Below are 26,933 nucleotides of genomic sequence, written 5' to 3'. Positions count from 1 at the left end.
AAGTAAGACAGGGTATGATAGGTTATTTGAGGTACTTATCTAAGATAGCCTGTTTTTGTTGTTCTGATTGGGTTATAGCTGACTGAGCCTTTTCAATCTGCTGTTCTAGTTTTTCAATTTCCGCAACAACTTTTTGTTGTTCTTGTAGAGAAGGAACAGGAAGTTTGATTTTTTTAACCATAGGAACTGTCAACTGTGGAATAGTTTTTCCGGCTTGGGGCATAGTTAATGACTTGGAAACTAGCCACAAGTATTTAAGGGAAATAATTGTTTTGTTAGGAATTGCAATTATTAAACGAACAATAGGATAAAATGGAGCCTTGCGTATGGCTGTAAAGCCAATGGTTCCTCTAGCAGAAATTGATAATGCATCTTCTTCTACTTTTTTTATGTTGGTATAACCGTATAAGGATTTTTCCGCTATGCCATTAGAATAAATGGGAACCGTATATTCATCAGTACAGATTTTACTCCAATTCCCTTCTGGCAGGTCTCCTCCGGCAAAGATATCCTTACAAACAGAATCCAACGGCAACAACGGAGCAACTATATCGCTAACTTTAGCGTTAATTTCCTGTTGTAAGCGAGTCATGTCCTGTAACATGGCATGTGCATATTGTTCTATTTTTTCTATTTCATCTACAATTTTCTGCTGTATTTCCAAAGGCGGCAGAGGAATTTTTGAATCTTTCAAAATGGTATAGTGCCTTTGATATCCTTGAGGAATAATCAAATGCTGCAAAACATAGTACACGTATTTGGGAAGAGAAATCCTTTCATTTATTTTGAGTAACTTCGTGCCATCTCCCCCACGCATAAAGGGATGTTCCATATATTTAACACGACAGGTGTGGTCTCCAAAAATAATGATAGGAAGTTCGTCTACAGGATGTGCCAAATCACAATAACCACTAATAAAATCCTCATCTTGTGTTATGACGGGATACTTACCAACTTCTTGAATATCCTTTTTAGCCACAATTGTATATTTTTTAGAAAGAGGCAACAAAAGATTCCCAACTTTTATTTGTGTATATTTACTTGGAATGTGTTTTTTTTTAATCTTGGTGTTGATAATCTTCTCAAAGTCGGCCCGGTCAAAGGTCATCATGTCCAATAAGTCAAGGCGGGACACATTCTCTTTGAGGGTATCGTCAATAGGAACGTTTAAATCCTTTTGAAATGCTTTATAAATGTAGGTACTGGCTTTTTGTGGGTTGTCAAAAGAATGTAGGTCAAATAAACGGGTACATTCTTCTATGGTTTTACCACGTTGTATAGCATGAATACCTTCCCTGCCTCTTGCATGAGAAAACTCATAACCTAAAAACTGTTTTTCTGCTTCTTTTTCCCCGGTTCGTACAATTACGAGCTTTTGCGGGTAAGCCAAAACGAAGTAAAACAGCTTTTCTTTTTCCAACGCAAGGACCTTGCTCCAAAATTCTTGTTCTTTTTTGGTGGTCAATTTTTGGGTGTATTCCCGGTACAGGTCGTGTTTCTGTACTTTTTCGTTCGGGTTTTTGTCTAGCAAGGTAAGATAATCATCAAAGGTTAGCCCTTCCCACACGCGGCTAACATACTGACTGACAGGATGTTCTATGCCATTAATGCTGCCGTCTGTATGTGTATTAAAAAACTTGTCTACAGATTTTTGCAAGTTCACATATTCGTAATTATTCCGACGGCGTAAGAACAGTACCACGGTATTTGTTCCCGTAGCCATAAAGGTATTAGAACCCAGTTCGGTAATGGCTACAAATTCAAAGTACTTCAAAAGCAATTCACGTGTTTTGGTGTAAATACCTGTGTTGGTTAAAATAGAACTGGGTAAGATGATTCCGGCCAGCCCACCGTCTTTTAACAGCTGCTTCATCCTCTCCACAAATAAACATTCAATTTCAGAGCTGTTATCGGTCAGGTACTGGTAGAGGTCAAAATCTTTTTCAGTGTAGTAATCCCGTGTGGTTTGCCGGAAGGCAGCCACAGAATACGGGGGATTACTCAGCAAAATATCAAATTGTTGGTTATCTTGCTGCTTATCGTTTTGCTCTTTATGTAGTTTCCCTTTGTAATCTTTGGTATTTGCAAAGTTTCCTAACCCGTCGCTTAAAATCACATTAGCAAGGCCGTCTCCGTGCAAGTAACATCCTACTTTACCCACTTTTACAAGGCGGTAATCCTTTTCTATTCCGTACACATAATCAGTGGCCCACTCGTAATTAGCATTTTGCCAGTAGTTCAACTGTTTTTTAGTACGTTCTATGTACTTATTGGGGATTTTCTTGTTGATAATATCCTGTACCTCGTGCATGTACTCCGTAATGAAGTGGCCACTTCCGGCTGCGTAGTCAATCATATACGGCAGCAGGTCTCCGGTCTTGGATGAGAGCGTTTTGTCAATCATGTCTTCCAGCGGTAAACTCTTAATGATAAACTGGGCCACGGGAACAGGCGTAAAGAACTGGCCGGCTTCTTGTTTCAGACCTGTAGTGAGTAGAAGTTCAAAGAAGTCAGACAGGTATTGTTGCCGTTTATTGTAACGTATTTTGTATCCCTGCAACAGTTCTACCACTTCTTTAACAATTTTGGCATTTTCAACAAAAGAATCATGGTCGTATACTTCTTTAATGGCAAATTCGTTGTTCTTTTCCAAACGGAGCGTATTGATTTCTTTCAGTAGCTCGGCTTTGGTTTCTTGGGATAAATGTTTGTATTTGTTATCAAATTCAGATTCATCAAAATCACTAACAGTACGAGAAAGGAAAACCTTCATACCATTCTTGTAAAGGTCGGTTAAACGGAGCTGAAAGGACACATGGTCGTCTACCCCTTCTTTCCACTGAAATTCCAATTCCTCGTCATCTTCTTTAGAAGTTTCATCATATACTTTACACAAAAACAGCGTGAAAATCTTATTAAAAGCGTTTCCTTTGTCCGACACAACGTTATGACGTAAAATTTCAAGAAAACGATTGAAGATAAAACTGGAATCTTCCTGATTGATTGGCTTTAACTGACTTTTTATCAATGCCTTATTTGCAAAGCAATACGGACTGACCCATGATTCAAAAATACCATTATCTTTGGTCAATTTGTTCCACTTTTCGTAGAAATCCTTTACGTCTCCGGCTCTGTAGTCATCTTCTATCTTTACAATCTCATTTTTATAAACAACCTTCTTGCCTTGCAGTTCAGAGGTGTAAAGCATAATCACATCAGCTTTGTTGCTAAATTTGAAGTAGGTAAATAGTTGGTCACCGTCTTTATTCATCTTGGCAACTGCTTTATCAAATTCCTTGCCGTAGGTTTTACATTCAATGAGTAGGTATTCTGAATCATCTTTTTCCCGAAGCACGCACACATCAAGACGACCAGAAGTACCATGTCCGGCAGGCCATGTCTTTTCTAATATGAGACGGTCTGGAGCATATCCTTTGGTCAAAAGACGGTCTACACACTCCAACACGACCCAGTTTTCCGCTTGAGAGAAATTTTGTGTGGTTTTGGATTCGCTTTTGATAAGAGGACCGTAATTGATTTGTTCTTTCTGGAAGTCCACCTCTATTACGTATCGGTGGTTAGGGTACGTTTTTGCATACACATCAACGGCGTTTTCTTTCGGTTGAAAACCTAGAACACGCAACAGTTCCTTGTATTTTTGCATAAACGTTCTCCCAAACAGACGTTAAAAGCTCTTGTGGTTATTATAACAAATACGGATTATTTGCAAACAAGCAATTTTAAGCAAACTATGCAAAGTATGCTGTCTAACAATTCCGCACGGATAAATCCGGTAGAACATATGCCTTGTATCTGTGGCAGGTGCCGCCTCTACGGTGTTCGCTCACGCTCGCACCTAATCGGCGGCACGGTTTGTTCGCACCGTTCGCGCTCTCGCACCTCTCCTGCCACAATAGTATTATTAGTGTTAGTCATTACACATACTATTAATACTGAATCCATCTGTTACGTACTGTTGTGTTGGTATGTGTTCATTAGTAGCTATGTACTCTTTACACTGATTTATGATTAATAGGGTATGGGTTATTAATGTGTATCTTCACAGTCTTTCTTACCTCATTAAAACCATAAGCAATCATACGGGTTCATTGGGTTAATGTGTAAGTGTCTTAGTAGTTAGTTTGTTCACTAGGTTACTTTACACGTCTTTTTAGCTTCATCATCAATACAGGTCAATCGGTCTGTAATATATGCTCAAAATTCCCCTGGGAATTAGCAATTTCCAAATACTGTCATCACGCATAAGACACCTGGTTTGTTAGGTGTTTCTGTATCTCAATAATCAATTTTTGCAGCAAAGTTGGCGAAAGTGGGCGTATTTACAGTGTCTGACAGGCTTACATCACTTCATGCTGATTGAGCTTTCTACGACGGCACAGAGCTTAACCTGCCTAAAAATAGAACACATAGGTTGTATATAGAAAGGTCTAAACAGAAATACTGATTGGCAACAAAAATAGAACAGATAGATTGATAGTAGGGAAGTTAAGAACAGTTAAAGCTGTAAAAAGTAGGCAAGTTATGATTAATACCGTCGGTTTATTACTGCAACCGCATGCAGAGTTTGAGTTAAGTTCCAAGGCATGTGTGGATGATATTGAAGCTAATTGGAAGTATTTACGGAAACAGAAGGACTACTTCCCTGCATTAGAGCTGCTGCCGGATGAAAGGTTAAAGATAGAGTTCAGTCCAAGTAAGGTATGGTGTGGACAAAACTTGTATGAAATAGTTCCCAGTGATATACCACAAGTCCTGCTTCGGCTAAATACGTTACTGAACAAAGCTCACGTGTTAACCTGTCCGGCTATCCTGTTTTATGCTCATGTGTACCGGATTGATTATGCCAAGGTGTGTTATTTGCCGTTTAGTAGTCAAACAATGTGGTCTTGCTTACAAGAACAACATCGTGGCGGTCATTATAGGCAAGCGTTCACGTTCTATACAGATGATGGGCACATGGCTGCTGGCTCCTTAAAACGTCGCAAAGTGTGTTTCTATAACAAGACGGCTGAGATACTGCAGGATAAACGGAATGAGGATGAATTAAAGGATATACTCAATAATCTTCCCGGTACGTTCTATCGGTTGGAGTGTTCGCTCAAGACTGCTAAAGAAATTGACCGGGAATTAAAGGTGTGTAGTGTGTCGGTGGAATCCTGCTGTTTGAAGGACTTATCCCAGGAAAATGTAGTCAGAGCTGTACTGCAAAAGAATCTGGAAAAGACCGTACAACACTGGCACGTACCGGACAAAGCCAAAGCACTGGATAAAGTTCGTATGTGGCTAGACCAGAAGGAATACGAAAACACACGGTCATTACTGACTGATATGCTGCATGTGATGTCTTGTGTATATGTAGGTGTAGAAGATGTCCGGCAGATAATAGAAAAGAAGTTAGGTAAGCGAAGAGCTAGAGAGTTCATACAAAGATTTGAAAAGCTACAGTTGGAAGATGTGCATTGTCTGGCTGTGTTTAAGGAGACGTTTATGAAAGCAGTACAAGAATTAAATCCACTAAGTAACACGGATTTAGATGAATTAACCCGCAAAGAGATAGTAACTGAATCAGATACATGTCTTTTTGCCCCAGTACTACTAGCAATAGTGGAGCTGTTTATTTCAACCCCTTTGGGGTAATTAAGTACGGAGAAGCAAAAATGGAAGAATTAATGACTGTAGAAGAATTGGCAGAGTACCTGCGAACCACACCGGGAACGGTCTATACTTGGAAAAGTATGGGTATTATCCCACCAAAGTGTGTAAAGAAAATCGGACGTAAATTGTTATTTATTGTCCGTGAAATAGAAGAGTGGGTAAATAACCTGTAAAGCCAAGTAAAACTGCACAGAGGGCCTGTTTTGGCTCACAATTAAGGGTCTAAACACCCTTTGTGCAGGTTGTAAAGCAATCCAGGTGTGATTAAATGTGCAAGTACGCTTCTAATGCCTTACGAATGAGCCACGAAATACTACGTTCTTCCGTTTTAGAGCGTTTCTCAAGGGCTTGCACGATTTCCGGGGTAGCCACAAAAGCAATAGTTGGATTTGTTTTCTTAGGGGTCTGTTTTTCCATGGTTATATTATAACACATTGGGGTATTGAAAATCATAAATAGCTATTGACTATTGATAGTTTATGTATTATACTTATATATATTGGTATATATTGATAATTATTGAGAAGCAAAGTGAAGTAAAGAGTAGATGGGTGTGATATGAAGCATGTGAAGGAAATTGAAAAAGGCAAAGTGTATCTTATTGACTTCCGTGATAGTGAAGGTAAGCGGTGGCGTAAGAAAATACATGGCACAAAGAAATACGCTGTGGAAGTAGCTACACGCCTAATGAAAGAAAAAGAAGATGATGTTTTCTTTCCGGAACGTCGCACCTTAAAAGTAACGTATGGACAACTAGCAGATGCCTATTGGGAACTTCACGGGAAAGAACTTCCGGGGCGTTCGGCAAAGTCCATGTGGAAAATCTGCAAAGATAAATTTGGTAATGTTAAGATGAAAGATTTAACCAGTACAAAGTTACAGCAGTTCTATAATGAATTATTAACCAAAGGTGGAATCAAAAACAAGGGCCTCAAAAGCAGTACATGTAACCGTTATTTTGCTGTGTTAGGAGCTGTTATAGAATATGGTATCAAGCATGACTTGTGGAACGGTAAAAACCCGTGCGTAGTAGTAACTAAGAAGCCGGAAGATAATAACCGTGAGGCATATTGGGGTAATGATAAATTAACACAATTGTTCCAGTATTGCAAAAACAAACAAGCTCAACAAATTGTACGGTTTGCCCTTCATTCCGGCATGAGAAGAAGGGAAATCTTTGACCTTGATTGGTCTAATGTGGATATGGGTTTAGGAGTTATTTATATCCTTCAATCCAAAACCCATCAGAAACGTATAGTGCCTATGTCCGAACATTTGAAGGCGTTACTGCAAGAAATAGGTCCTAAGACATCCGGCAAAGTATTTACTATGAAGGTAAGTACATTTGAAAGTGCGTTTAAACGTGCTAAAGCCAAAGCCGGATTAAAGGGGCTCACGTTCCATGACCTGCGACATACGTTTGCTACTACGTTTCGGGTACGTAACGGGTCTATGTCTAACTTACAAGGCATTTTAGGGCATACTACACCGCGTATGACCAACCGCTATGCTCATTTAAGCCCGGAATATCTGAAAGAAGTTATTGCTTGTATGAATACGCCACAAGGTAAAGCGTAATAATTGACCGCACGCGCTCCAACCATAAAACAGGTTGGAGTGCGTGTCAAAAGTCCATTTTACGTACGATTTTATGCAGAAATGGACACTTTTTGGACACTTGACCATTTTGAGGGTGGTTGTCAGTGAGGTATAAAAAGGAAAATCCTCGTCGGAGAACGAGGACTAATAAGCGGTTAAAAATGGATTGTGAATGTCCCCATGTCAAGGGAACGCGCTACCGCTGCGCCAACTGGGCTTAAATCGAAGTGAATACCTATCTATTATAGCAAATTGTGTTTTGTTCGCAAAGGCCGCCGCGGATTTTTTCGTAGGTACGGGAGTACAGAGCCAAGCCGGCTTTTATTTAAAACTCCAAGCGTTTCCCATCGTGTTTTCAATATATTCCAACAGTCCTTTGTGCAGCAAAATGCGTTTATTGGTGCGGATGCGGTGGATTTTGCCCGGGTTTTCTTTGGAAGGCACTTCCAAAATAACGGTGGTGGTGCCGCGGGTCATATCCAGGTAGGTTTTCAGTTTTTGCAAGGCGTTCTTGGGATAATCGGCCGGGATGCGGATGGTGAATTCCTTGGCGATGTTGGAAATCAAATCGGTTACGCTGCTGACGTCCTGCAAGTTTAATTCAATGCGGGCGCTTTCGTCGTCTACGCGGATGTCTCCCAGAAAGTTCAAAATGGCGTTGGGCGCCAATTTGTGCGACATATTGGCATACGCCCGCGCAAAAGCGTTTACCATAATGGAGCCGGTGCAGTCTTCTATCACCATTTGGGCCCATTCTTCTTTGCGTTTGTTTTGGCGTTTTTTAAACAAGGTAATAATGCCCAGCACATTCAGCCGCCCGCTGGCGCGCCCTTCCAAAATGTCAATAATCGGCGTGCAGTGCAGCTGGGTCAAGTGTTCTTGGTATTTGGCCATGGGGTGCCCGCTGAAATAGAGGCCCAAGACTTCTTTTTCGTAGCTTAATAATTCATTTTGCGTAAGCGGTTTGGCCGCAACGGGCGCTTTTTGCTTTACGCTTAAGACGGAAGAAAAATCGTCCCCAAACAAATTGCCGGTGTTTTTTTCTTTTTCTTTGGCCACCAAATGCGCCAGATCTACGGCGTTGTCAATGTTGGCCAAGATATTGGCGCGGGTGATTTTGGGGTCTTGGCCGGGGGCGGTGCTGTCCAGCGCGCCGGCTTTGGTCAAGCTTTCAATGGTCTTTTTGTTGGCTTGGAACAAATCAATGCGGCTGCATAAATCTTCCAGCGATTTGTAAGGGCCGTCTTTTTCGCGTTCTTTTACGATGGAAAGGCATCCTTCCTCACCGGCGTTTTTAATGGCTTCTAGGGCGTAGCGGATGTATTCTTTGCCGTCGATGTTTTCCACCGAGAATTCCGGCTGGGATTTGTTTATGTCCGGCGGCAGAATTTCAAAACCCATGCTGCGGGCTTCTTCCAGGTACGTAACGATTTTGTTTTCCTTGTCGTCCGCGCCGATGGCGTTGTGGCCGATTTCGTTGGTTAGGGCGGCACACATAAATTCAATGGGATAGTTGGCCTTTAAATAAGCCGTTTGATACGATACCAAACCGTAGGCAAACGAGTGGGATTTGTTAAAACCGTATCCGGCAAAGGCTTTCATCTGCTCGTAAATATGGGTGGCGATTTTTTCGGAAATATGGTGCGCTTGGCAGCCTTCCACAAATTTTTTGCCGAATTTTTCCATTACGTCCAGCTTCTTTTTCCCCATGGCTTTGCGCAGGGTGTCTGCCTCGCCGGGGGTAAATCCGCCCAGTCGTTTGGAAATTTCCATGATTTGTTCCTGATACACCATACAGCCGTAGGTGTCCTTGAGCACATCTTCCAAAAGAGGCGTTTCGTAGACGATTTTTTCCTGCCCGTTTTTGCGGCGCACGAACATATCCATCATGCCCGATTCCATCGGGCCGGGGCGGTAGAGCGCCACCAAGGCGGATACGTCGCTGAATTTGGTGGGTTGGAGTTTTTTAATCAGGTCGCGCATGCCGCCGCTTTCCAGCTGGAAAATCCCCAGCGTTTTGCAGGCGCAGAGCAGGTCGTACGTTTTTTTGTCGTCCAGCGGAATTTTGTTGATGTCAAAATTCGGGTCGTGGCGCTGGCGAATCATTTTTTCGGCATTGTCGATGACGGTCAGCGTACGCAGGCCCAAAAAGTCCATTTTCAAAAGCCCCAGGTTGGAGCACGGCTCCCCTTCAAACTGGGTGGTAATCGCGTCCCGCGCGCCGCGTGCCAAGGGCACATATTCCGATACGGCTTCTTTGGTAATCAGCACGCCGGCTGCGTGGATGCCGGTGTGTCGTTTTAACCCTTCAATTTTGCGCGCCATTTCAAAAAGGCGTTTGCTTTGCGGGTTTTTCTCCACTTCGTTTTTAAGCTCGTTGATTTCCAGTGCTTTTTCCAACGTCATTTTGGGATCGTTGGGGATCATTTTGGCGATGCGGTTGGCTTCCGCCACCGGGATATCCATGGCGCGGGCCACGTCTTTTAGGGCCAGCTTGGCTTTCATGGTGCCAAAGGTAATGATTTGGGAAACTTTATCGTGCCCGTATTTTTGGCGTACGTAATCAATCACGCGTTCGCGCCCGGCGTCGGACATATCAATATCCAAATCGGGCATGCTCACGCGGTCGGGGTTCAAAAAGCGTTCAAACAGCAGTTTGTTTTGAATGGGGTCTACGCGGGTAATGTCCAGGCTGTAGGCCACCAGCGAGCCGGCGCCCGAGCCGCGGCCGGGCCCGATCGGAATGCCGTTGGCGCGGGCCCAGTTGATAAAATCCTGCACAATGAGGAAGTAGCAGTCAAAGCCCATGGTGATAATAACGTTAAATTCATACTCCAGCTGCTTCCAGTAATTATCCGGCACGTGGCCGTTCATCTTTTTGGTCAGGCCCTTGCGGCATAAGTCTTTAAAATACTCGGCCGAACTGGAAAACTCGGGCGGGATGTCAAACTTGGGCAAAATAAACCCGTGTTTGGGAAATTCCAAATTGCATTTTTCGGCAATCGCCAAGGTGTTGGTGCAGGCTTCGGGCGTGTGTTCAAACAGGGCGCACATTTCTTCGGGCGATTTAAAATACAGTTCGTGCGACATTTGCATCCGGCGCGGGTCGTTGAGCGTTTTGCCGGTGGCAATACACACGTGCACGTCGTGGGCTTCCCAGTCTTCTTTCTTTTCGTAGTGGCAGTCGTTGGTGGCCACCAGCGGAATGCCAGTGCGTTTGGACACGTCTTTTAAAAGCGGCAGGGCTTCCACCTCTTCGCGAATGCCGTGATCCATCAGCTCAATATAATAATTTCCTTTGCCGAAGATATCTTCGTATTCTTTGGCCAGCCGGCAGGCTTCTTCAAACGCGCCTTCCCGCACGTATTGGGACAAGAACCCTTTCAAACAGCCCGACAGGCACAGCAGCCCGCCGCTGTGCTGGGCTAAGAGTTCTTTGTCTATGCGGGGGTGATAATAAAATCCGTCCACCCACGCCATGGAGTTGAGTTTTACCAGGTTCTGGTAGCCTTCGTGGTTGCGGACTAAAATGGTCAAATGGCCGGTGCGGGATTTGTCTTTTTCGGTGTATTTGCCTTCGGTAATGTAGAATTCGCAGCCGATAATGGGCTTAATGCCGGCGGCGCGGGCCGAATCGTAAAAATCCAGCGCGCCGTACATATTGCCGTGGTCGGTAATGGCCATGGCGGGAATGCCCTGGGCGGCTAAACTCTGCAAAAAGCGGGAAGGCTTGTGGTTTTCGGACACGCGCAGCATCCCGTCCAAAAGCGAGTATTCGGTATGATTGTGCAGTTGTACAAATTCGGCCATAAAACAGAGAAACCCTTATTGACTGATCTTGGGCGCGGCAAGCGCGCGGGGACGGGGAACGTCCAAAATGTTATAAGATGTATATATGAAACATTATAGTAAATTAAAAGAGACAAAAATTTCTTCCAAAACGCTCTATCGCGGCGTGCTGGGAGTGAAGCTGGACGAAGTAAAATTATTAAACGGCCGCACGTCCACCCGGCTGTATTTTGACCATCACGGCGCAAGCGGCATTTTGCCGGTGGAAGACGGCAGTGTATACCTGGTGCAGCAATACCGCTACCCGATTCGGCAGGCCACGTGGGAAATCCCCGCCGGCAAGCGGGAAAAAGGGCAAAGCTTTTTGGCCTGTGCCAAGGCGGAGCTGAAACAGGAAACGGGTTTGACGGCCGAGTCGCTTAAAGAAATTATGGTGTTTCATCCGTGCAACGCGTTTTCCAACGAAGAACAGCACCTGTATTTGGCCACGGGGCTTACGCGCGGCAAAGACCAGCCGGACGAAGACGAGTTTTTGAATTTGCAGAAATTCCCGCTGGAAAAAGCGTATAAGATGATTGAAAAAGGCGAAATTACCGACGCGAAAACGATTATTACCCTGCAGTGGTATCGGATTCACGGCAAGTAAGAGAAACGCTGTTTCCGTTCATCTTTAACAAGGAGACAATACTATGAAGAAAGGGTTTACGTTAATCGAACTGTTGGTAGTCGTTTTGATTATTGGTATTTTGGCGGCGGTTGCAATGCCGCAATATACCTTGGCGGTTGAAAAAGCGCGTTCGGCCGAGGCGTTTGAGACGATGAAATCCTTGGGCGATGCGATGGAGTTATATCGCTTGCAAAACGGGGGGGATATGAGCGCGTTTACCTCTTCTACCGATAGGTGGGGACTGCTGGATATTGATTTTCCTCTGCCGGCCTCGGGGCATACCAATGCGCAAACACTTGGCTTAAAAGAAAGCAAAAATTTTACTTATTCGTTGGAATCTCCCAATTTTGTGCGCGCTTACCGCGGAACGGCGCAAGGAAATCAGTGGACCAATCACGATTATGATTTGTTCTTGGATTTAAACGGGGAACAATGGTCTTTTTCTAAAAAAGGATACCGTTTGTGCGGAGCCGTTACGACGCAAGGACAGAAAATTTGCCGTTCGATGGGCACGCTCCTTTCGGGAGACAAATACTTAATTAAATAATTGCATCCCAAAAGTTAGGTTCTTCCCCGTCGCTTCCGTTGCAGACGGGGCCGCCAGCGACGCCCAAAATTTGAAGCGGCGGCTTAGACGAACAGCAGATCGGCGTTTGCGTTTGGTCATATCAGCGGCACGGGCGCCACACGGTCAAGGCCGCGGGCGCAACGGAAATTTCCAGCTTGTCGGCGGTTTTGCGCGGTTCACCGTCAATGTGGTAGATGATTTCTCCCGGGCGGGTAATAAGCGCTTTTTTTACGTGTTCCGTCTTTGTAATGCCAAAGGGGCGCCATTTGTCCGTAAAGAAAGACGGTGCGGCCAGCGCCAGCTTCCATTTGGGTGCGTCGGACACGGTAACCATATCCAATTGCCCGTCCGTCAGGCTGGCCTCGGGCGCGATTTTAAAATTGCTGCCATACTGCCGCCCGTTGGCAAACACCAGCGTCAGCGGGGCCAGCGTGCGCGTTTGCCCGTCCACTTCCAAAGCGATGGTTTTGGGTTTATAAGTAAAAGCCGTCCGGGCGCCGATTTTAAAATAAGGCCACATGCCCCGGGCGCCGGTTTTGCCCTGTTCCATAAACTGCCAGGCGATGTCCGCCTCGATGCCGACGCCGGCCAAATTTAAAAAGAGTTCTCCGTTGGCGTAGCCGACGTCGCACGGAAAGGGGCGCGGCTTTTGCAGCCGGGCGAGGGCTTCTTGCGGCAAAAGGGGCATGCCCAGCTCGCGCGCAAAACCGTTGCCGGAGCCGTTGGGAATCACGCCCAAAGCCGTTTGCGAGCCTACCAGCCCGCGCGCCGTTTCGTTGATGGTGCCGTCCCCCCCGATGGCAATGGCGGCTTGGTAGCCGGCCAGTACGGCCGCGCGCGCCAGCTGGGTGGCGTGGCCGGGGGCTTGGGTCAGGCGCATATCCGCACCGGGAAAGTTGAGCTGAATGGCTTTGCCAATCGCTTCAATTTTATCCGCATCACCTTTTAATTTGCCGCTGTGCGGATTTAAGATAAAAAGAAGTTTCATAATTTTTTGCGCGCCTCCGGCTGGGCCGGGGCGGAAGGATTTTCCAGCAAGGCTTCGTAAATGCGTTCGGTTTTAAGAAGGCCGTTCCCGATTCCGGCGATCGTTCCGCCGGCCGATAAAACAAAAACCATAAACACGGCAAACAAGCCCAAATTCACTAGGGTGCCGATGCTTTTCATCGGGATTTGCACCGGGCCGTAGGTGGTGTTTAGCTGCAAATCCGCCAACTGCATGACCGGCACGACGGCGTTTCCGTTTACAAATACCTTGTACATGCCCACCAGCGAAAAGAAAATCAGCAACAGCCCCGCACAAATTAACAAATAGCCGAAAATTTTATTCATACGCACTCCTTTTCAAATTATAACAAAACGGGCAGCAAGTCCGGCAGAGAGGCAATTTTTAAATAAGGCGGATCTTGCGGCTCGGGCATTTCTTCGTGTTTCCAGTTAAAGGGGCTGGGCTGATAGGCGGCTTGGGCGCCGGCCTGCAGAGCGGGGAAAATATCCGATCGCAGCGAATTGCCCACCATCAACACTTCCTGCGGTTTGGCGTTTAAGCGCACAAACAGGGCGCGGTAGGCGGCGGGCGTCTTGTCGCTGACGATTTCCACATGGTTAAAAAGCGGCTGCAGGCCCGAGCGTTCCAGCTTGCGCTGTTGGTCTAACAAATCGCCTTTGGTAATGACGGACAAATGATATTTCCCCGTTAGTTTTTCAAGCGTGTCTTTCACGCCGGGCAACACTTCCACCGGGTGCAAAATAAGCCGCCTGCCGATTTGGAGGATTTCTTTCAGCGCGCCTGCCGCCTGCTGCGGGGGGAGTATTTCCAAGGCCGTTTGCATCATGGAAAGCATACAGCTTTTGGCCCCGTAGCCGAAGGTTTCCAAATTGTCCATTTCGGTTTGAAACAGACGGTCTATGGCTTGCTGTTGGGAAAGAAAGGGCGCCATCAGGCGGGCAAAGTCCCGCTCGGACTGGCGGTAAAATTCTTCGTTTTTCCAAAGGGTGTCGTCGGCGTCAAAACAGACAAAGCGGACGGATCGGGCGCTAAAAGGCATTTCTTCTCCGGCGGGCGGCGCGCGGAGCGCCCCCTGTATTTGATATACTTTATTATATATGTTTTAGAATAAGAAGGTTTTATGAAAACAAGCACAGAAATCAGAAACGGTTATTTAGAATTTTTCCATTCCAAAGGGCTCCCTATTTTGCCCTCCAGCTCGCTGATTCCCCATTCGGATCCGACTTTGCTTTTTACCTCTGCCGGTATGGTGCAGTTTAAAGCCAATTTGCTGGGGATCGACAACTCCCTCAAAAATGCCGCCACCTGCCAAAAATGCGTGCGCACCACGGATATCGACAGCGTAGGCTTTACCGAGCGGCACCTGACGTTTTTTGAAATGCTGGGCAACTTTTCCTTTGGCGACTACTTTAAAAAAGAAGCCATCGACTGGGCCTGGGAATATCTGACCAAAGTGCTTGCCATTCCGGCCGATAAACTCTACGTCAGCATCTACAAAGGGGGCATCGCCCCGCGCGACGCCGAGGCCTACGAATACTGGCGCAAATATGTGCCGGCCGATCGGATTTTTGAACTGGGCGAGGCTGACAACTTTTGGACGATGGGCCCCACCGGCCCCTGCGGCCCGTGCACGGAAATTTATTACGACTTCGGCCCCAAAGGCTGCAAAAACCCGCATTGCGACATTACCTGCGACTGCGGCCGATTCGTAGAAATTTGGAACATCGTTTTTGAAAGCTACAACCGCCAGGAAGACGGCACCTTTAAACCCCTTCCGCACAACAACATTGATACCGGCATGGGCCTAGAACGTCTGTGCATGGCCATGCAGGGCGCCAAAAACGTGTTTGAAACGGATTTGTTCACCCCGCTTACGGCGCAAGCCAAAAAAGACTTACACATTACGGGCGAAACGAAAGAAGAAATTTCTGCGCTTCGCATTATTGCAGACCACGTGCGCAGTTCCAGCTTTTTGATTGCCGAAGGAATTTTGCCTTCCAACGAAGGCCGCGGCTATATTTTGCGCCGCTTGATCCGCCGCGCCGCGCGCTATGCCAAGCTGATGGGCAACGATAAGCCCTACCTCTACACGCTGGTGCCGGTGGTGCAGCGCATTTTTGCGGGGCTGTATCCGGAAATCGACAAGAACTTGTCCCACATTCAGGACGTTTTAAAACAAGAAGAAAAAACCTTCCTGAAAACGTTGGTTACCGGCGAAGAAAAACTGGCGGCTTTGTTAGCGGCCTGCGGCAAAACCTTGCCCGGAGAAGAAGCTTTTCACCTGCACGAAACGTACGGATTTCCGCTGGAGCTGACCAAAGAAATCGCCGCCGCCAAAGGCGTAGCGGTGGATATGGCCGGCTACGAAAAAGCCAAAGAAGCGGCGCAGGAAAAGAGCCGCTCGTATGCGGACGAATTTACCAAAGGCAAAGCCGTTATGATGCAAAAATTGGAAAACGGCTATCCCGCCACGCATTTTACCGGATACGACACGCTGGAAGACGCGGCCGAAGTGCTGGCGCTTTTAAACGACAAATTTGAACCGTGCGACAGCCTGCAGGGCGAAGGGTACGCCGTGTTTAACCAAACGCCTTTTTACGCCGAATCCGGCGGACAGGTGGGTGACAAAGGCCTTGTTTTGGCGGGCGGCAAAGAAATCGCCCGCGTGGAAGACGTACAAAAACCGCTGGGCAAAGTGTATTTGCATAAAGTCAACGGCACGCTTAAAAAAAGCGAACGGGTTACCCTGCGGGTGGACGCCGCCCTGCGCAAACGCTGCATGGCCAACCACAGCGCCATTCACTTGGTAAACGCCGCACTGCGCCAAGTGTTCGGCACGTCGGTGCATCAAAGCGGGTCATACGTATCGCCGGAGCGGTTCCGCTTTGACTATACGCTTTCCAAAACGCCGTCGGCCGAAGAATTAAACCGCGCGTGGCAAATTGCCAACCAGGCGGCCGAAGCCGCCCTGACGGTTACGTGCCAAGTGCGTCCGTTGGCGGATGCCGAAAAGCTGGGAGCCGTAACCCTGCTGGGCGAAACGTATGCCGACCCGGCCCGTTTTGTGCTGATGGGGGGCGACTTTGAACACCCGGAACAAAAATACAGTTTGGAACTGTGCGCCGGTACGCACGTCAAAAACACGGCGGATGTAATCACGGTGCTGGTGCTTAAGGAAGGCTCCGTTTCCGCCGGGGTGCGCCGCATTGAAGGCGTGGCGGGGTATGCCGCGCTGGACTATTTGAAAGAAGTCAACCGCCAAGCCGATGCGTTGGCCGCGCGGCTGGAAGTACCGGCCAAAGACGTATTTACGCGCGTGGGCGCGATTATGGACGAGCTCAAAGAAGTCAAACGCCGCTACACGCAATTCCGCGAGAGAACGCTGGTTGCCGGCGGCATGAACGAAATGACGTTTACGATGAAAAACGGTTCTTCGCTGGTGCTGCGCCAAGCAGACGGCGCCGAGCCCAAAGAACTGCGCACCATTGCCGATACCGTAGCGCAAAAATACAAACAGGCGCTGATTATCGTGATGTGCGACAAAGAAGGCAAACGATCGTTTGTCGTCAAAATGGCGGGCAAGCTGCCCAACACCGATGCGGTAACCGTGGCCAAGATGATCGCGGCGGACTTAAACGGCCGCGCCGGCGGACGGCCCGATTTCGCCCAAGGCGGCGGCGAGGCCAAACGCCCGTGGCGGGACTTAATCGGCCAACTGCAAGAAACGCTGTAATTCTATATTAGTAGCAAAAGCCCCGGCTTGGCGCCGGGGCTTTTTATTCTGCCTGTTTATAAACTGCCTATTTATCAAAAACCCCGCGTTTTCCAAAGGCACCCGCGGGGTTAAATGGTGGTAGGGGATTCGCCTTCCGGTAATTTTCCTGACGGAAAATTCCTGCAGGCCGGGCTCGCGGTTTGGGCCTTGCGCGCTTGCAGGCGCAAACCCAAACATCGCTGCGCCTTTCGAATCCTAGCGCAGGCCAAGCAGTTGGCCTGCTTTCCTACCTGCCTATAAAAAACCCGCGTTTGCCAAAGGCACCCGCGGGGTTAAATGGTGGTAGGAATAGGATTCGAACCTATGTAGGGCGTAGCCCGACGGTTTTACAGACCGTTGCTTTTGACCGCTCAGCCATCCTACCAAACAAACCGTTAAAAACGCCGGGAACCAGAAGCCCCCGGGCCTTAGTTATTACTTAAACAACTAGGTACAAATATTATAACAAAAAAATTATTTCCTGTCATCCGCTTTACTAGCCCCCTGCGGCGGCCAACGCCGCGGTCTGCCGTCGGGCAATAAGTCCGTAAAATTGCTAAAATATCACTATGCCAAAGACCACAACCACCCCTTTAATGAAACAATACTACGACATCCGGGCCCAATACCCGGGGATTGTTTTGTTCTTCCGGTTAGGCGATTTTTACGAAATGTTTGACGAGCAGGCCCGCGAAGTAAGCGCGTTGTTGGGGCTCACGCTCACCGCGCGCAACGGCACGCCCATGTGCGGCATTCCCTACCACGCGGCAAACAACTACATTGTACGGCTTCTCAACGCCGGGAAGAAGATTGGTATCTGCGAGCAGACCAGCTCGGTAATGGACAAAAATACCAAATTGTTTGAACGCAAAGTCATTCGCGTCATTACGCCCGGCACGCTGATGGAAGATACGCTTCTGGACGCCAACCAGTCCAACTATTTGGTGGCGCTGAGCGCCGGGGCAAACGGGTGGGCGCTGTCGTGCGTGGAGGTGTCTACCGGCGAGTTTTGGATCAATCAAAACGACAAAGACCCCACTCTAACCAACTTGGCGGCGGCGCTGGCGGCAATTAACCCTTCGGAAATTATCGGAGACAAAGACAGCTTGGCCCTGCTGAAAACAAAAGTGGTGCTTCCGGGCAACCTGACGCTTACCGAACGCCCCGCGTTTGACGGGGATTACACTCTGCCGGACAATTGGCCTTCTTTAAGCGCATGGGGCAACAAGCGCAAGGCTCTTGCCTGCGCCCTGCAGACGATGGACTATTTAAACGTTACCGAGCCCAGCTTTAAAACGGTTTTGATTCCGTCGTACCGGGAACTGAAAGAATGTTTGCAGATTGACGAAAACGCCGTAGCGTCTTTGGAGCTGGTCAAAAGCCAGGAAGGGGGGCGCAAAGGCAGCCTGTGGGCCCTGTTGGACAAAACCAAAACGGCGGTAGGAAGCCGCAAATTAAAAGAATGGATTTTGCACCCGCTGATGGATCCGGGGGAAATTGCCCAGCGGCAGGATTGCGTGGAAGGCTTTGCCAAAAACCCGGCGGCCGTGGCCGATTTGACGGCTTTGCTGGAAAACATTTCCGACATTGAACGCATCATGACGCGCACCGCTACCGGCACGGCGTCGCCGCGGGATTTGTCGGGGTTGAGGCAGTCTTTATTAAACGTAGACCCGATCGCCCGCTGGTTTGAAACCTACGGGGCGGCCATTGCCCCGCATTTGCAGGCCAAATTTACCGAAATTTTGCCGGTGCTTCAAAATATGGCGCGGGTTTTGTACGACGCCATTGACGAAAACCCGCCGCTTCGCCTATCGGACGGGCACGTCATCCGCCGGGGCTACAACGCCGAGCTGGATGAACTGCGCTCGCTTAAGTCCAACGGCAGCAAAAGCATGGAAGAAATCTGCGCCCGCGAGCGCGAAAAAACGGGAATTTCCACGATGAAAGTGGGGTATAACTCCGTTTTCGGCTATTATTTTGAAGTGACCAAATCCCACATTGATAAGGTGCCTTATTCCTACGTGCGCAAGCAGACGCTAGTCAATGCGGAACGGTTTATTACCGAAGAACTCAAAGAACTGGAAGACAAAATTTTAAATGCCGAGCAAAAAATCCTGCGCTTGGAAAGCGCCTTGTTTGATGCCGTTCGCAAAACGCTGGCGGCGCAGATTAATAATTTAAAAGACTTTGCCCACATTGTTTCGGAGCTGGACGTGTATGTATCGCTGGCGCTGTGCGCGTTGCAGGGCGGCTGGGTAAAGCCCGTGGTGGACAACAGTACCGAACTGCACTACCAAAACGGCCGCCACCCGCTGGTGGAAGCTACCCTGCCTGCCGGCAGTTTCGTGCCCAACAGCTTGGATATCGGCACGCCGCAAAACCAAATTATGCTGATTACCGGCCCCAATATGGGTGGCAAAAGCGTGTTTTTAAAACAAACCGCCATTTTGGTGATTTTGGCGCAAATGGGCAGTTTTGTGCCGGCTTCGTCGGCTAGAGTAGGGATTGTGGATAAAATTATGACGCGCATCGGCGCGCACGACGCGTTAAGCCGCGGCAACTCCACTTTTATGGTGGAAATGAACGAAACTGCGCATATTTTGGCGTCCAAAACGCCGCGCAGCCTGATTTTGCTGGACGAAGTGGGCCGCGGCACTTCCACCTTTGACGGCATTTCCATTGCGTGGGCGATTGTGGAGTATTTATACCAGCCGCACGGCGGCCCCAAGGTGCTGTTTGCCACGCATTATTTTGAATTGGTGGATTTGGAAAACAAATACGAAAGCGTGCGCAACTACCACGTGGAAGCCAAGGAATATAAAGACGCTTGCGGCGCCAGCCGGCTGGCGTTTTTGTATCAAATTTTGCCCGGCCCGGCTGACCGTTCTTACGGCATTCACGTGGCCGAAATCGCCGGTTTGCCGGCGGCGTGCACGCTGCGCGCCAAAAAAGTGCTGAAAGATTTGGAAGCCAAGAAAGGGGCCAAAATATCGGCCAAGGAGCAGGATATGGTAAAGGACTTGTTCTCCTCGCCGATTGTGGAAGAAATCAAAATGGCCGACCCAGACAAACTTACGCCGCTGGCGGCGCTGCAGTTAATTTGCGAATGGAAGAAACGAATCAATGAGTAACATACGCGTATTGGACGAAAAAACGGCAGGCAAAATCGCCGCGGGCGAAGTGATTGAACGCCCGGCGGGCGTGCTGAAAGAATTGCTGGAAAACGCGGTGGACGCGGGCGCCACAAGCATTAACATCGATATAGAAGGCGCCGGGCGCGAGCTCATCCGCATTAACGACAACGGCTGCGGAATGGACGAAGAAGACCTGGAGCAAAGCGTACTGCGCCACGCTACGAGCAAAATCCGCTCGTTTGACGATTTGACCACCTTGCAGACGTTCGGTTTTCGCGGGGAAGCGCTGTATTCCGTGGCGGCGGTTTCGCGCATGACGCTTACCAGCTGCACCGGCGAAGGCGCCGGGCACCGCTTGGAACTGCACGCGGGGAAAGTATTTTCCAAAAGTCCGGCCCCGGCCATCAAAGGCACCACGGTGGAAATACGCGATTTGTTTTATAACGTGCCGGCCCGGCTTAAATTTTTAAAAAGCGATTCATACGAACGCGCCTGCCTGCTAAAAGTAATTGAAGAAAGCGCCTTGGCCAATTTAAAAGTGGCGTACCGGGTGCACGTGAACGGCCGCACCGTGTACGATTTGCCCGCCCAATCCGGCCCGTTTGAACAGGCCGTGATTGCCCGCGCCAAAGCGATTTTGGGCGAAGAAGTGGCGGGGTCTTTGCTGTTTAAAGCGTTTGACGAAGGAAAACTAAATTTGTTCCTCTCGCCGGCGGATAAATTGGTAACCGTGCGCGATATGCAGTATATTTTCGTCAACCGCCGCCCGATAGATTCCAAAACGGTTCAGCAGGCTATTTACAAAGCCTATCAAAACGTCCGCCCCAAAGACCGCCACCCGGCGTTTTTGGTCTATATGACGCTTAATCCGGCGGATTTTGACGTCAACATCCACCCGCAAAAGCGGGACATTCGCTTTGAAAACGAAAACAGAGTGTTCGGCCGGATTATGAACGACGCGGGGGAAGTGATTTTTGGACAATCCCGCCCGGTGGACGTACGGCTGGAAGCACCGCAAATGACGCTGCCGCCTGCCGCGCAGGAGGCGGCCCAAAAGCTTTTGTCCCCGGCGGCTCCAACGCCCATGGAAACCTTTGCCGCGGCGTGCGCCGCCCGGCCGGCGCAGGCCTTTTCGCCCAAGCCGCATTTTGTGATAAAAGAGACGGAAGACCCCGCCGAATATATCGCTCGCCCGGAAGGCGAACCGTCGGGCACGGATGTTCCTTCCCCGTCCGCTCCCGCGCCGCGCGCTTCCCTGCCGGAGGAAACGCCTTCGTGGTATCAGGGGCCCTATCACTATTTGGGGCAATTGCAGCGGAGTTATCTGCTGTTTGAAAATCCGCAGGGATTGGTGGTAATAGACCAGCACGCCGCGCAGGAACGCGTGCTGTTTGAACATTATCTGGACGCGTTTGAACGGCGGGGCGTGAAAGTGCAAAAGCTCCTTTTCCCGGTGCATGTGGATTTGCCGCCTTCCAACGCGGAGACTTTGCTTTCGTGGGCGGCTTGGCTCAAAACGGCCGGTTTTGAAGTGGAGCCTTTTTCAGCCCGCACCGTGCTGGTGCGCACCATGCCGCATATGATTCGCTTTAAAGAAGACGATATGAAAGAATTTATCGTATCACTTTCGCAAGTGGTGGGCGACCCGTCCAAATCCACCGAAACGCTCAAACGCAATATGGTGGCCATGCTGGCCTGCAAAAAAGCCATCAAGGCGCACGACGCTATTTCGCCGGCAGAGGCGGAAGGCTTGCTTGAAAATATGAAAAAGTGCAAAGACGGCATGCACTGCCCGCACGGCAGGCCCTGCATTGCGCAGGTGGATATGAAACAGTTGGATAAATTATTCGGGAGATAAGACATGCAAATAGACCGGATTACGTGTGTGTGTTTTAGCGCCACGGGGCTTACCCAAAAAACGGCGGATCTGTTTACGGACGCGTTTGGCGCCCCGGTAAAAAAGGTGGACATTACCCCCTTTTCTGCAGAGGACGTTTCGCTTTCTTTCGGCCCGAGCGAACTCGTAGTGTTTGCCGCGCCCGTATACGGCGGGCGGATCCCCGCGGCGGCGGCGCGGCGGCTTTCGCACCTGAAAGGGAACCACACCCCGGCCGTTGTGCTGGCGGTGTACGGAAACCGGGATTATGACGACGCTTTGCTGGAAATGCAGGATATTGCCTTGGCGGGCGGGTTTGTGCCCGTTGCGGCGGCGGCGCCGGTGGCGCAGCATTCGTTAATGCCCCGCGTAGCCAAAGGACGCCCGGATGAAAAAGACGCATCCCTGTTGGCGGCGTTTGCAAAGCGCGTGCAGCAATACCTCCGGCAGGCGGATGCGCAGGAACTGACGGTTCCCTCCGTTAAGGGCAAGCGGCCTTATCAAGCGTATCCTAAAATTCCGTTTCAGCCGTCGGCTTCATCGGCCTGCGTAAAGTGCGGCGTTTGCGCCCAAGCGTGCCCCACCGGGGCCATTTCGCTTGAAAACCCGTCCCAAACGGACGCTTCCCGCTGCATCAGCTGTATGCGTTGCGTGGCTGTGTGCCCGCACCATGCCCGAGGCATTAATAAACTGTTGCAGGGGGTGGCGCAAGCGGCCTTCCTGCTAAAATACGGCGCCCGCAAAGAGCCGGAATTCTATTGTAACGACAAATCCTAAAAACAACCCCCGGAGGTTTGCTTCGGGGGTTCTTTTTTGCAGGCAAATTGATTTGTATTACGGAAGAATAGGCAGGTAAACCGAGAGGGAGACCTTCGGAACCGTAGAGTTCGGATTTTTCCCTTCTGACTCAAACATAAACCAAAGCGGCTTGCTGAAGTCCTTCCACTCCTGCAGCGACATGCCTGTCTTCTCACGCAACAGTTTGGCGGTTTCTTCGGTTATAAACATGGGATCCATTAAGTTTTCTTTGCGCAGATGGGAATCATACATGTCCGCATATTTTTTAAGCACTTCGGAGTATTGTTCTTTCATCGGGAAGTACAGAAAGAGGGCCGCCGGCGGCATATGTATTTGAACCAGCAAGTCCGTAGAAGTAGTTTCAATCAGGTGCCCCATACCGCAATGCACCACAATCACATCATAAAAGGGCTTGACCGCATTGATATAGCGCGCCCACTGTCTGTTCCGTTCCGCCACGCCCCATGTGGAAGCATGTATCTTGTAATGCGTGGCCAAGACCATGTAGGGAAACGTACTGTCGGAGATGTCTTGCCCGCCAGGAACGGTTACTTCGTAAGCGCCTATCTTGGTGCCTAGGTAAAAGCCGTCTTTCTGTTTATCAATCGTAAAAATCTGATCATCCAGCGACAATTGATCTATATTCAGCTCGTCCGCGGTCTGAAATAAGGCGGGATAGCTTTTTCTCCAGGGATCTGCCGTGCCTGCTTTTTTAATATACGGATCGGTTGCCTCTTGCCGAAGGGCAAATTCCGAAGCCAGCAGAATGCGGGCATTGGGGTTGTTCTGCCGTACAGTGCGCAAAAGGGTCATGACTTCAAGCGGAACGTCTTCACTACCATGAGATTCGCCGATATAGATGAGTTTAATTCCGGATAAAATTTTTGCATAGTCTATGGGAGTATTCTTTCCCTCAAACTTAAACGAAGCATTCGAATCGGAAAACGCCTGGGTTAGTTCTTCCTCTGTTTCTTGCAGCTCTTGCCGCGCGCGTTGTTGGGCTTGCTTGTTTTTTTCTATAAAATCTTCCCAAGAAAGCGATACGGTTTCTTTGTTTTGCTGGATCAGCTGGTTTAGGGCCTGTTGGGCTTGTGCAAAGGAATCGTCCGATGAGGCCTGTTTCTGTTTGTTGTAGTCGTTTTGCTGTTGAAAGATCGCGCGGGAGATGGCCGCTTGCCGGCTGGTCGTGTCGGACACTTGCCGAAGTGGGCGTGCATTGGCCAGGAAAGGGGTCATGCACAAGACAGACAGTAAAAGGGCAGAAAATTTTTTCATATTTTTATTTTAAAAGAGTTTTCCCCCAAAAAAACAGGGCCATAAGACCCAGTGCAATCTAGGCTCTGAGTGAAAGGGCGGGAACGGAAAATCCATTGGGGTAAGCGAAATTCCCGTTCGGACTTGGGCCGCGGCGCTTAGGGCGTGCGCGTCGGCGGGCGCGGAGGAAGGAAACGGGCCGTTCCTGGTTAAGTTGCACACCGGGAGAGAGACGATTAAAAAACCGCGTTTTTCACGCGGCATTTGCATCGATATTTGCTCTTCACAGCAAGACCAAAAAAAGGTATCCTTTATGTATATTCTCTATTGGAGGGCATATGCCTGAAAATCCGATTTTGGAACGTGTATTATTTTCTGAACAACAATTAGCCGACCGGGTGGCTGAACTCGGCCGCCAAATTTCTGCCGATTACCGCGGCAAACTGCCGCTGTTTGTGGGTATTTTGCGCGGATGCATTTTGTTCTATTCCGATTTGATGAAAAACATCAGCGTGGACTGCAATATGGATTTTATGTGTCTGTCTTCTTACTCGGGCACTTCCAGCACCGGGCAGGTGCGCACCATGTTGGATTTGCGCGAAAGCATCAAAGGCCGCCACGTGATTATCGTGGAAGACATTGTGGATACGGGGCTGACGCTGAACTATTTGCTGGGCAACCTGCAAAACCGCGGCGCCGCCAGCATTGAAATCTGCTGCCTGCTGGATAAGCCGTGCAACCGCAAGGTGGACGTACATCCCAAATATGTGGGTTTTACCGTAGAGAATGAATTTGTGATTGGTTACGGGTTGGATTACAACGAACTATACCGCAACCTGCCGTATATAGGGGTATTTAGAAAATAATGAAGAATAACAAAAATCAGAATAACCGCCGCATCGTTTCCGTGGGGCAGATTGTAGGCTGGATCGCCGTGTTTATACTGGCTGTACTGCTGTTTAACAAGCCGGGCGTTAAGCAGACGGAGCTGGACTATTCCGAATTTAAACACAAAGTAGCGTCTTCGGAAGTATCGGATTTGACGATTGCTCCCGGCGTGATTAGCGGAATGTACAAAAACGAAAAAGGCGAATTCGCCCCGTTTAAAACGGTGCGCATGGACGACCCGGAACTCGTCAGCCAGCTGTCGGCGGCGGATATCAAGTACAAAGCCGAAGCGGATAACAGCTGGGTAAGCAACATTTTGTTTAATGTACTGTGGATTTTTCTGTTGATCGGATTGTGGTGGTTCATCTTCCTGCGCCCGCAGCGAAACGACGGCCGCAGCGCCATGAACTTTGCCCGTTCCAAAGCCAAAATGCAGGATCCTTCCCAGCAGACCGTTACGTTTAAAGACGTAGCCGGCTGCGACGAGGCCAAAGAAGAACTGCAAGACGTTATTAAATTTCTTAAAAACCCCAAAAAATTTCAAAAATTAGGCGGCAAACTGCCCAAAGGCGTTTTGCTCTACGGCGCGCCCGGCACGGGGAAAACCCTGCTGGCCAAAGCCGTTGCGGGCGAAGCGGGGGTGGCGTTCTTCTCCGCGTCGGCTTCCGAATTTGTGGAGATGTTCGTCGGCGTGGGCGCGGCGCGCGTGCGCGACTTGTTTGACCAAGCCAAAAAGAATTCTCCCGCCATTATTTTTATTGACGAGCTGGACGCCGTCGGAAGAAGACGTTTTGCCGGCATCGGCGGCGGGCACGACGAACGCGAGCAGACACTCAACCAACTGCTTATTGAACTGGACGGCTTTGAAAGCAAACAAGGCATTATTTTAATGGCCTCCACCAACCGCCCGGACGTGCTGGATCCGGCGCTTATCCGCCCCGGCCGTTTTGACCGTCATATTTCCGTTCCCGCGCCGGACTTAAAAGGGCGCGAAGAAATTTTAAAAGTACACGCCAAAAAAGTAAAACTGGGCGCCGATGTGGACTTAAAAGTGGTGGCCAAAGGAACGCCCGGCTTTGTAGGGGCGGACTTGGCCAACGTCGTCAACGAAGCGGCCATTTTGGCCGCGCGTGCCGATAAAGACGCGGTCACCAAAAGTGATATGGACGAAGCGGTGGAACGCGTGATTGCCGGCCCGCAGAAGAAAAGCCGCATCATTTCCCCCAAAGAACAGCGCATTATCGCCGCGCACGAAGTGGGGCACACGGTGGTCGCCCGGCTGACGAATCATTCCGACCCGGTGCATAAAGTAACCATCATTCCCCGCGGCCAAGCGTTGGGCTACACGATGCAGCTGCCGCTGGAAGATAAATTTTTAACCAGCAAGTCGGAACTGTTGGACAAGCTGTGCATCCTCCTGGCCGGCCGCGCCGCCGAAGAAATTGTGTTTGGCGAAATTACGTCCGGCGCCAGCGACGATTTGAACAAAACCATGGCCTATGCCCGCAAAATGGTGATGGAGCTGGGCATGAGCGACAAATTGGGCCCCATTGCCCTGCCGACGGGGGACGACGGCGAAGTGTTCTTGGGAAGAGACCTCTCCCGCCACCACACCTATTCGCCGGAATTGGCCCGCGCCATTGATGAAGAAATTATGAATTTGATTAAGTCGTCCTATGCCCGTGCGAAAGACATTATCACCAAAAACCGCGCGGCATTTGATAAATTGGTGGAAACCCTGCTTGAAAAAGAAGTAGTGGAGGCCGCCGAAATTGACGAAATACTGGGCTTGAAACCCGCGGCCTCGCAGGACGCACAGCCGCAGCCCGCAGAACCGGAACCGGTAAAAGAGGAACCGAAGGCGCCGAAAGCCGAAAAGCCGGAGGCTCAACAGGCGGAACTCTTTTAAGGCGTAAGG

At 49.3% G+C, this 26,933-nt stretch carries 18 protein-coding genes and 1 tRNA gene; 11 read left to right on the top strand and 8 right to left on the bottom strand.

Annotation, left to right across the window (positions count from 1 at the left end; genetic code table 11):
* Window positions 1-22: 22 nt before the first annotated feature.
* Window positions 23-3,664: a restriction endonuclease subunit S gene (locus B5F75_RS01915; protein WP_087287097.1), complete on the bottom strand. Its 3,642-nt coding sequence runs from the start codon at window positions 3,662-3,664 to the stop codon at window positions 23-25.
* An 878-nt stretch (window positions 3,665-4,542) separates the two neighbouring features.
* Between B5F75_RS01915 and B5F75_RS01910 the strand changes: the two genes are divergently transcribed.
* A complete protein-coding gene (locus B5F75_RS01910) occupies window positions 4,543-5,658 on the top strand; it encodes a phage/plasmid replication domain-containing protein (RefSeq protein WP_087287094.1) in 1,116 nt (371 codons plus the stop codon).
* A 20-nt stretch (window positions 5,659-5,678) separates the two neighbouring features.
* Complete coding sequence (locus tag B5F75_RS01905; protein WP_158093744.1) at window positions 5,679-5,849, top strand: helix-turn-helix domain-containing protein; 171 nt, start codon at window positions 5,679-5,681, stop codon at window positions 5,847-5,849.
* A gap of 91 nt (window positions 5,850-5,940) precedes the next feature.
* Here the strand turns inward: B5F75_RS01905 and B5F75_RS01900 are convergent, their stop codons facing one another.
* Window positions 5,941-6,093 carry a ribbon-helix-helix domain-containing protein gene (locus tag B5F75_RS01900; RefSeq protein ID WP_158093743.1) on the bottom strand — a complete coding sequence of 51 codons (153 nt, stop codon included), beginning with the start codon at window positions 6,091-6,093 and terminating at the stop codon, window positions 5,941-5,943.
* A gap of 150 nt (window positions 6,094-6,243) precedes the next feature.
* Here B5F75_RS01900 and B5F75_RS01895 point away from each other — a divergent pair, with 150 nt between their 5' ends.
* Window positions 6,244-7,254: a tyrosine-type recombinase/integrase gene (locus tag B5F75_RS01895; protein WP_158093742.1), complete on the top strand. Its 1,011-nt coding sequence runs from the start codon at window positions 6,244-6,246 to the stop codon at window positions 7,252-7,254.
* A gap of 342 nt (window positions 7,255-7,596) precedes the next feature.
* On the opposite strand, the gene dnaE is transcribed toward B5F75_RS01895, so the two are convergent.
* Entirely contained in the window at window positions 7,597-11,085 is a 3,489-nt protein-coding gene (dnaE, locus tag B5F75_RS01890; RefSeq protein ID WP_087287082.1) for a DNA polymerase III subunit alpha, read from the bottom strand.
* Between the two features lie 85 nt (window positions 11,086-11,170).
* Here dnaE and B5F75_RS01885 point away from each other — a divergent pair, with 85 nt between their 5' ends.
* Window positions 11,171-11,710 carry an NUDIX domain-containing protein gene (locus tag B5F75_RS01885; RefSeq protein ID WP_087287079.1) on the top strand — a complete coding sequence of 180 codons (540 nt, stop codon included), beginning with the start codon at window positions 11,171-11,173 and terminating at the stop codon, window positions 11,708-11,710.
* A gap of 43 nt (window positions 11,711-11,753) precedes the next feature.
* Window positions 11,754-12,278 carry a type IV pilin protein gene (locus B5F75_RS07660; RefSeq protein ID WP_087287075.1) on the top strand — a complete coding sequence of 175 codons (525 nt, stop codon included), beginning with the start codon at window positions 11,754-11,756 and terminating at the stop codon, window positions 12,276-12,278.
* Between the two features lie 121 nt (window positions 12,279-12,399).
* Here the strand turns inward: B5F75_RS07660 and B5F75_RS01875 are convergent, their stop codons facing one another.
* The 3 genes from B5F75_RS01875 to B5F75_RS01865 are packed head-to-tail and all read right to left on the bottom strand — an operon-like array spanning window position 12,400 to window position 14,347.
* Window positions 12,400-13,287, bottom strand: coding sequence for a diacylglycerol/lipid kinase family protein (locus B5F75_RS01875; protein WP_087287072.1), 888 nt, complete (start codon window positions 13,285-13,287; stop codon window positions 12,400-12,402).
* The gene (locus tag B5F75_RS01870) at window positions 13,284-13,631 is read right to left on the bottom strand and encodes a hypothetical protein (protein ID WP_087287069.1); all 348 of its coding nucleotides are present in this window, start codon (window positions 13,629-13,631) and stop codon (window positions 13,284-13,286) included. Before B5F75_RS01870 ends, B5F75_RS01875 begins: the two co-directional genes overlap by 4 nt.
* A gap of 17 nt (window positions 13,632-13,648) precedes the next feature.
* Window positions 13,649-14,347, bottom strand: a complete 699-nt coding sequence (locus B5F75_RS01865; protein ID WP_087287066.1) for an HAD family hydrolase — start codon at window positions 14,345-14,347, stop codon at window positions 13,649-13,651.
* Between the two features lie 81 nt (window positions 14,348-14,428).
* Between B5F75_RS01865 and alaS the strand changes: the two genes are divergently transcribed.
* Entirely contained in the window at window positions 14,429-17,041 is a 2,613-nt protein-coding gene (gene alaS, locus B5F75_RS01860; protein ID WP_087287063.1) for an alanine--tRNA ligase, read from the top strand.
* Between the two features lie 319 nt (window positions 17,042-17,360).
* Here alaS and B5F75_RS01850 read toward each other — a convergent pair.
* Window positions 17,361-17,447, bottom strand: a tRNA-Tyr gene (locus B5F75_RS01850).
* A gap of 184 nt (window positions 17,448-17,631) precedes the next feature.
* Here B5F75_RS01850 and mutS point away from each other — a divergent pair.
* Genes mutS through B5F75_RS01835 form a run of 3 tightly spaced genes read left to right on the top strand, consistent with a single transcriptional unit; the run spans window position 17,632 to window position 22,852 of the window.
* Window positions 17,632-20,196, top strand: coding sequence for a DNA mismatch repair protein MutS (mutS, locus tag B5F75_RS01845; RefSeq protein WP_087287057.1), 2,565 nt, complete (start codon window positions 17,632-17,634; stop codon window positions 20,194-20,196).
* Window positions 20,189-22,057: a DNA mismatch repair endonuclease MutL gene (gene mutL / locus B5F75_RS01840; RefSeq protein ID WP_087287054.1), complete on the top strand. Its 1,869-nt coding sequence runs from the start codon at window positions 20,189-20,191 to the stop codon at window positions 22,055-22,057. Before mutS ends, mutL begins: the two co-directional genes overlap by 8 nt.
* A gap of 3 nt (window positions 22,058-22,060) precedes the next feature.
* Window positions 22,061-22,852, top strand: a complete 792-nt coding sequence (locus B5F75_RS01835; RefSeq protein WP_087287051.1) for an EFR1 family ferrodoxin — start codon at window positions 22,061-22,063, stop codon at window positions 22,850-22,852.
* A gap of 57 nt (window positions 22,853-22,909) precedes the next feature.
* On the opposite strand, the gene B5F75_RS01830 is transcribed toward B5F75_RS01835, so the two are convergent.
* Window positions 22,910-24,148: a hypothetical protein gene (locus tag B5F75_RS01830; RefSeq protein WP_087287048.1), complete on the bottom strand. Its 1,239-nt coding sequence runs from the start codon at window positions 24,146-24,148 to the stop codon at window positions 22,910-22,912.
* 317 nt (window positions 24,149-24,465) lie between these two features.
* On the opposite strand from B5F75_RS01830, the gene hpt reads away from it, so the two are divergent.
* Window positions 24,466-24,993 carry a hypoxanthine phosphoribosyltransferase gene (gene hpt, locus B5F75_RS01825; protein ID WP_087287045.1) on the top strand — a complete coding sequence of 176 codons (528 nt, stop codon included), beginning with the start codon at window positions 24,466-24,468 and terminating at the stop codon, window positions 24,991-24,993.
* The gene (gene ftsH / locus B5F75_RS01820; protein ID WP_087287042.1) at window positions 24,993-26,924 is read left to right on the top strand and encodes an ATP-dependent zinc metalloprotease FtsH; all 1,932 of its coding nucleotides are present in this window, start codon (window positions 24,993-24,995) and stop codon (window positions 26,922-26,924) included. The genes hpt and ftsH overlap by 1 nt, the downstream gene beginning before the upstream one ends.
* Window positions 26,925-26,933 lie beyond the last annotated feature (9 nt).

The organism is Elusimicrobium sp. An273 (genome assembly GCF_002159705.1).
Taxonomy (GTDB): Bacteria; Elusimicrobiota; Elusimicrobia; order Elusimicrobiales; family Elusimicrobiaceae; genus Avelusimicrobium; species Avelusimicrobium gallicola.
The sequence above is the reverse complement of the archived record's forward strand: the minus strand, read 5'-3'. Positions and strand labels throughout refer to the sequence as shown.

What these genes read in the sequence shown, in the direction of transcription:
- B5F75_RS01915 (WP_087287097.1), bottom strand. Translation starts at nt 3,664, where the DNA reads ATGCAAAAATACAAGGAACTGTTGCGTGTTCTAGGTTTTCAACCGAAA.
- B5F75_RS01910 (WP_087287094.1), top strand. Translation starts at nt 4,543, where the DNA reads ATGATTAATACCGTCGGTTTATTACTGCAACCGCATGCAGAGTTTGAG.
- B5F75_RS01905 (WP_158093744.1), top strand. Translation starts at nt 5,679, where the DNA reads ATGGAAGAATTAATGACTGTAGAAGAATTGGCAGAGTACCTGCGAACC.
- B5F75_RS01900 (WP_158093743.1), bottom strand. Translation starts at nt 6,093, where the DNA reads ATGGAAAAACAGACCCCTAAGAAAACAAATCCAACTATTGCTTTTGTG.
- dnaE (WP_087287082.1), bottom strand. Translation starts at nt 11,085, where the DNA reads ATGGCCGAATTTGTACAACTGCACAATCATACCGAATACTCGCTTTTG.
- B5F75_RS01885 (WP_087287079.1), top strand. Translation starts at nt 11,171, where the DNA reads ATGAAACATTATAGTAAATTAAAAGAGACAAAAATTTCTTCCAAAACG.
- B5F75_RS07660 (WP_087287075.1), top strand. Translation starts at nt 11,754, where the DNA reads ATGAAGAAAGGGTTTACGTTAATCGAACTGTTGGTAGTCGTTTTGATT.
- B5F75_RS01875 (WP_087287072.1), bottom strand. Translation starts at nt 13,287, where the DNA reads ATGAAACTTCTTTTTATCTTAAATCCGCACAGCGGCAAATTAAAAGGT.
- B5F75_RS01870 (WP_087287069.1), bottom strand. Translation starts at nt 13,631, where the DNA reads ATGAATAAAATTTTCGGCTATTTGTTAATTTGTGCGGGGCTGTTGCTG.
- B5F75_RS01865 (WP_087287066.1), bottom strand. Translation starts at nt 14,347, where the DNA reads ATGCCTTTTAGCGCCCGATCCGTCCGCTTTGTCTGTTTTGACGCCGAC.
- alaS (WP_087287063.1), top strand. Translation starts at nt 14,429, where the DNA reads ATGAAAACAAGCACAGAAATCAGAAACGGTTATTTAGAATTTTTCCAT.
- mutS (WP_087287057.1), top strand. Translation starts at nt 17,632, where the DNA reads ATGCCAAAGACCACAACCACCCCTTTAATGAAACAATACTACGACATC.
- mutL (WP_087287054.1), top strand. Translation starts at nt 20,189, where the DNA reads ATGAGTAACATACGCGTATTGGACGAAAAAACGGCAGGCAAAATCGCC.
- B5F75_RS01835 (WP_087287051.1), top strand. Translation starts at nt 22,061, where the DNA reads ATGCAAATAGACCGGATTACGTGTGTGTGTTTTAGCGCCACGGGGCTT.
- B5F75_RS01830 (WP_087287048.1), bottom strand. Translation starts at nt 24,148, where the DNA reads ATGAAAAAATTTTCTGCCCTTTTACTGTCTGTCTTGTGCATGACCCCT.
- hpt (WP_087287045.1), top strand. Translation starts at nt 24,466, where the DNA reads ATGCCTGAAAATCCGATTTTGGAACGTGTATTATTTTCTGAACAACAA.
- ftsH (WP_087287042.1), top strand. Translation starts at nt 24,993, where the DNA reads ATGAAGAATAACAAAAATCAGAATAACCGCCGCATCGTTTCCGTGGGG.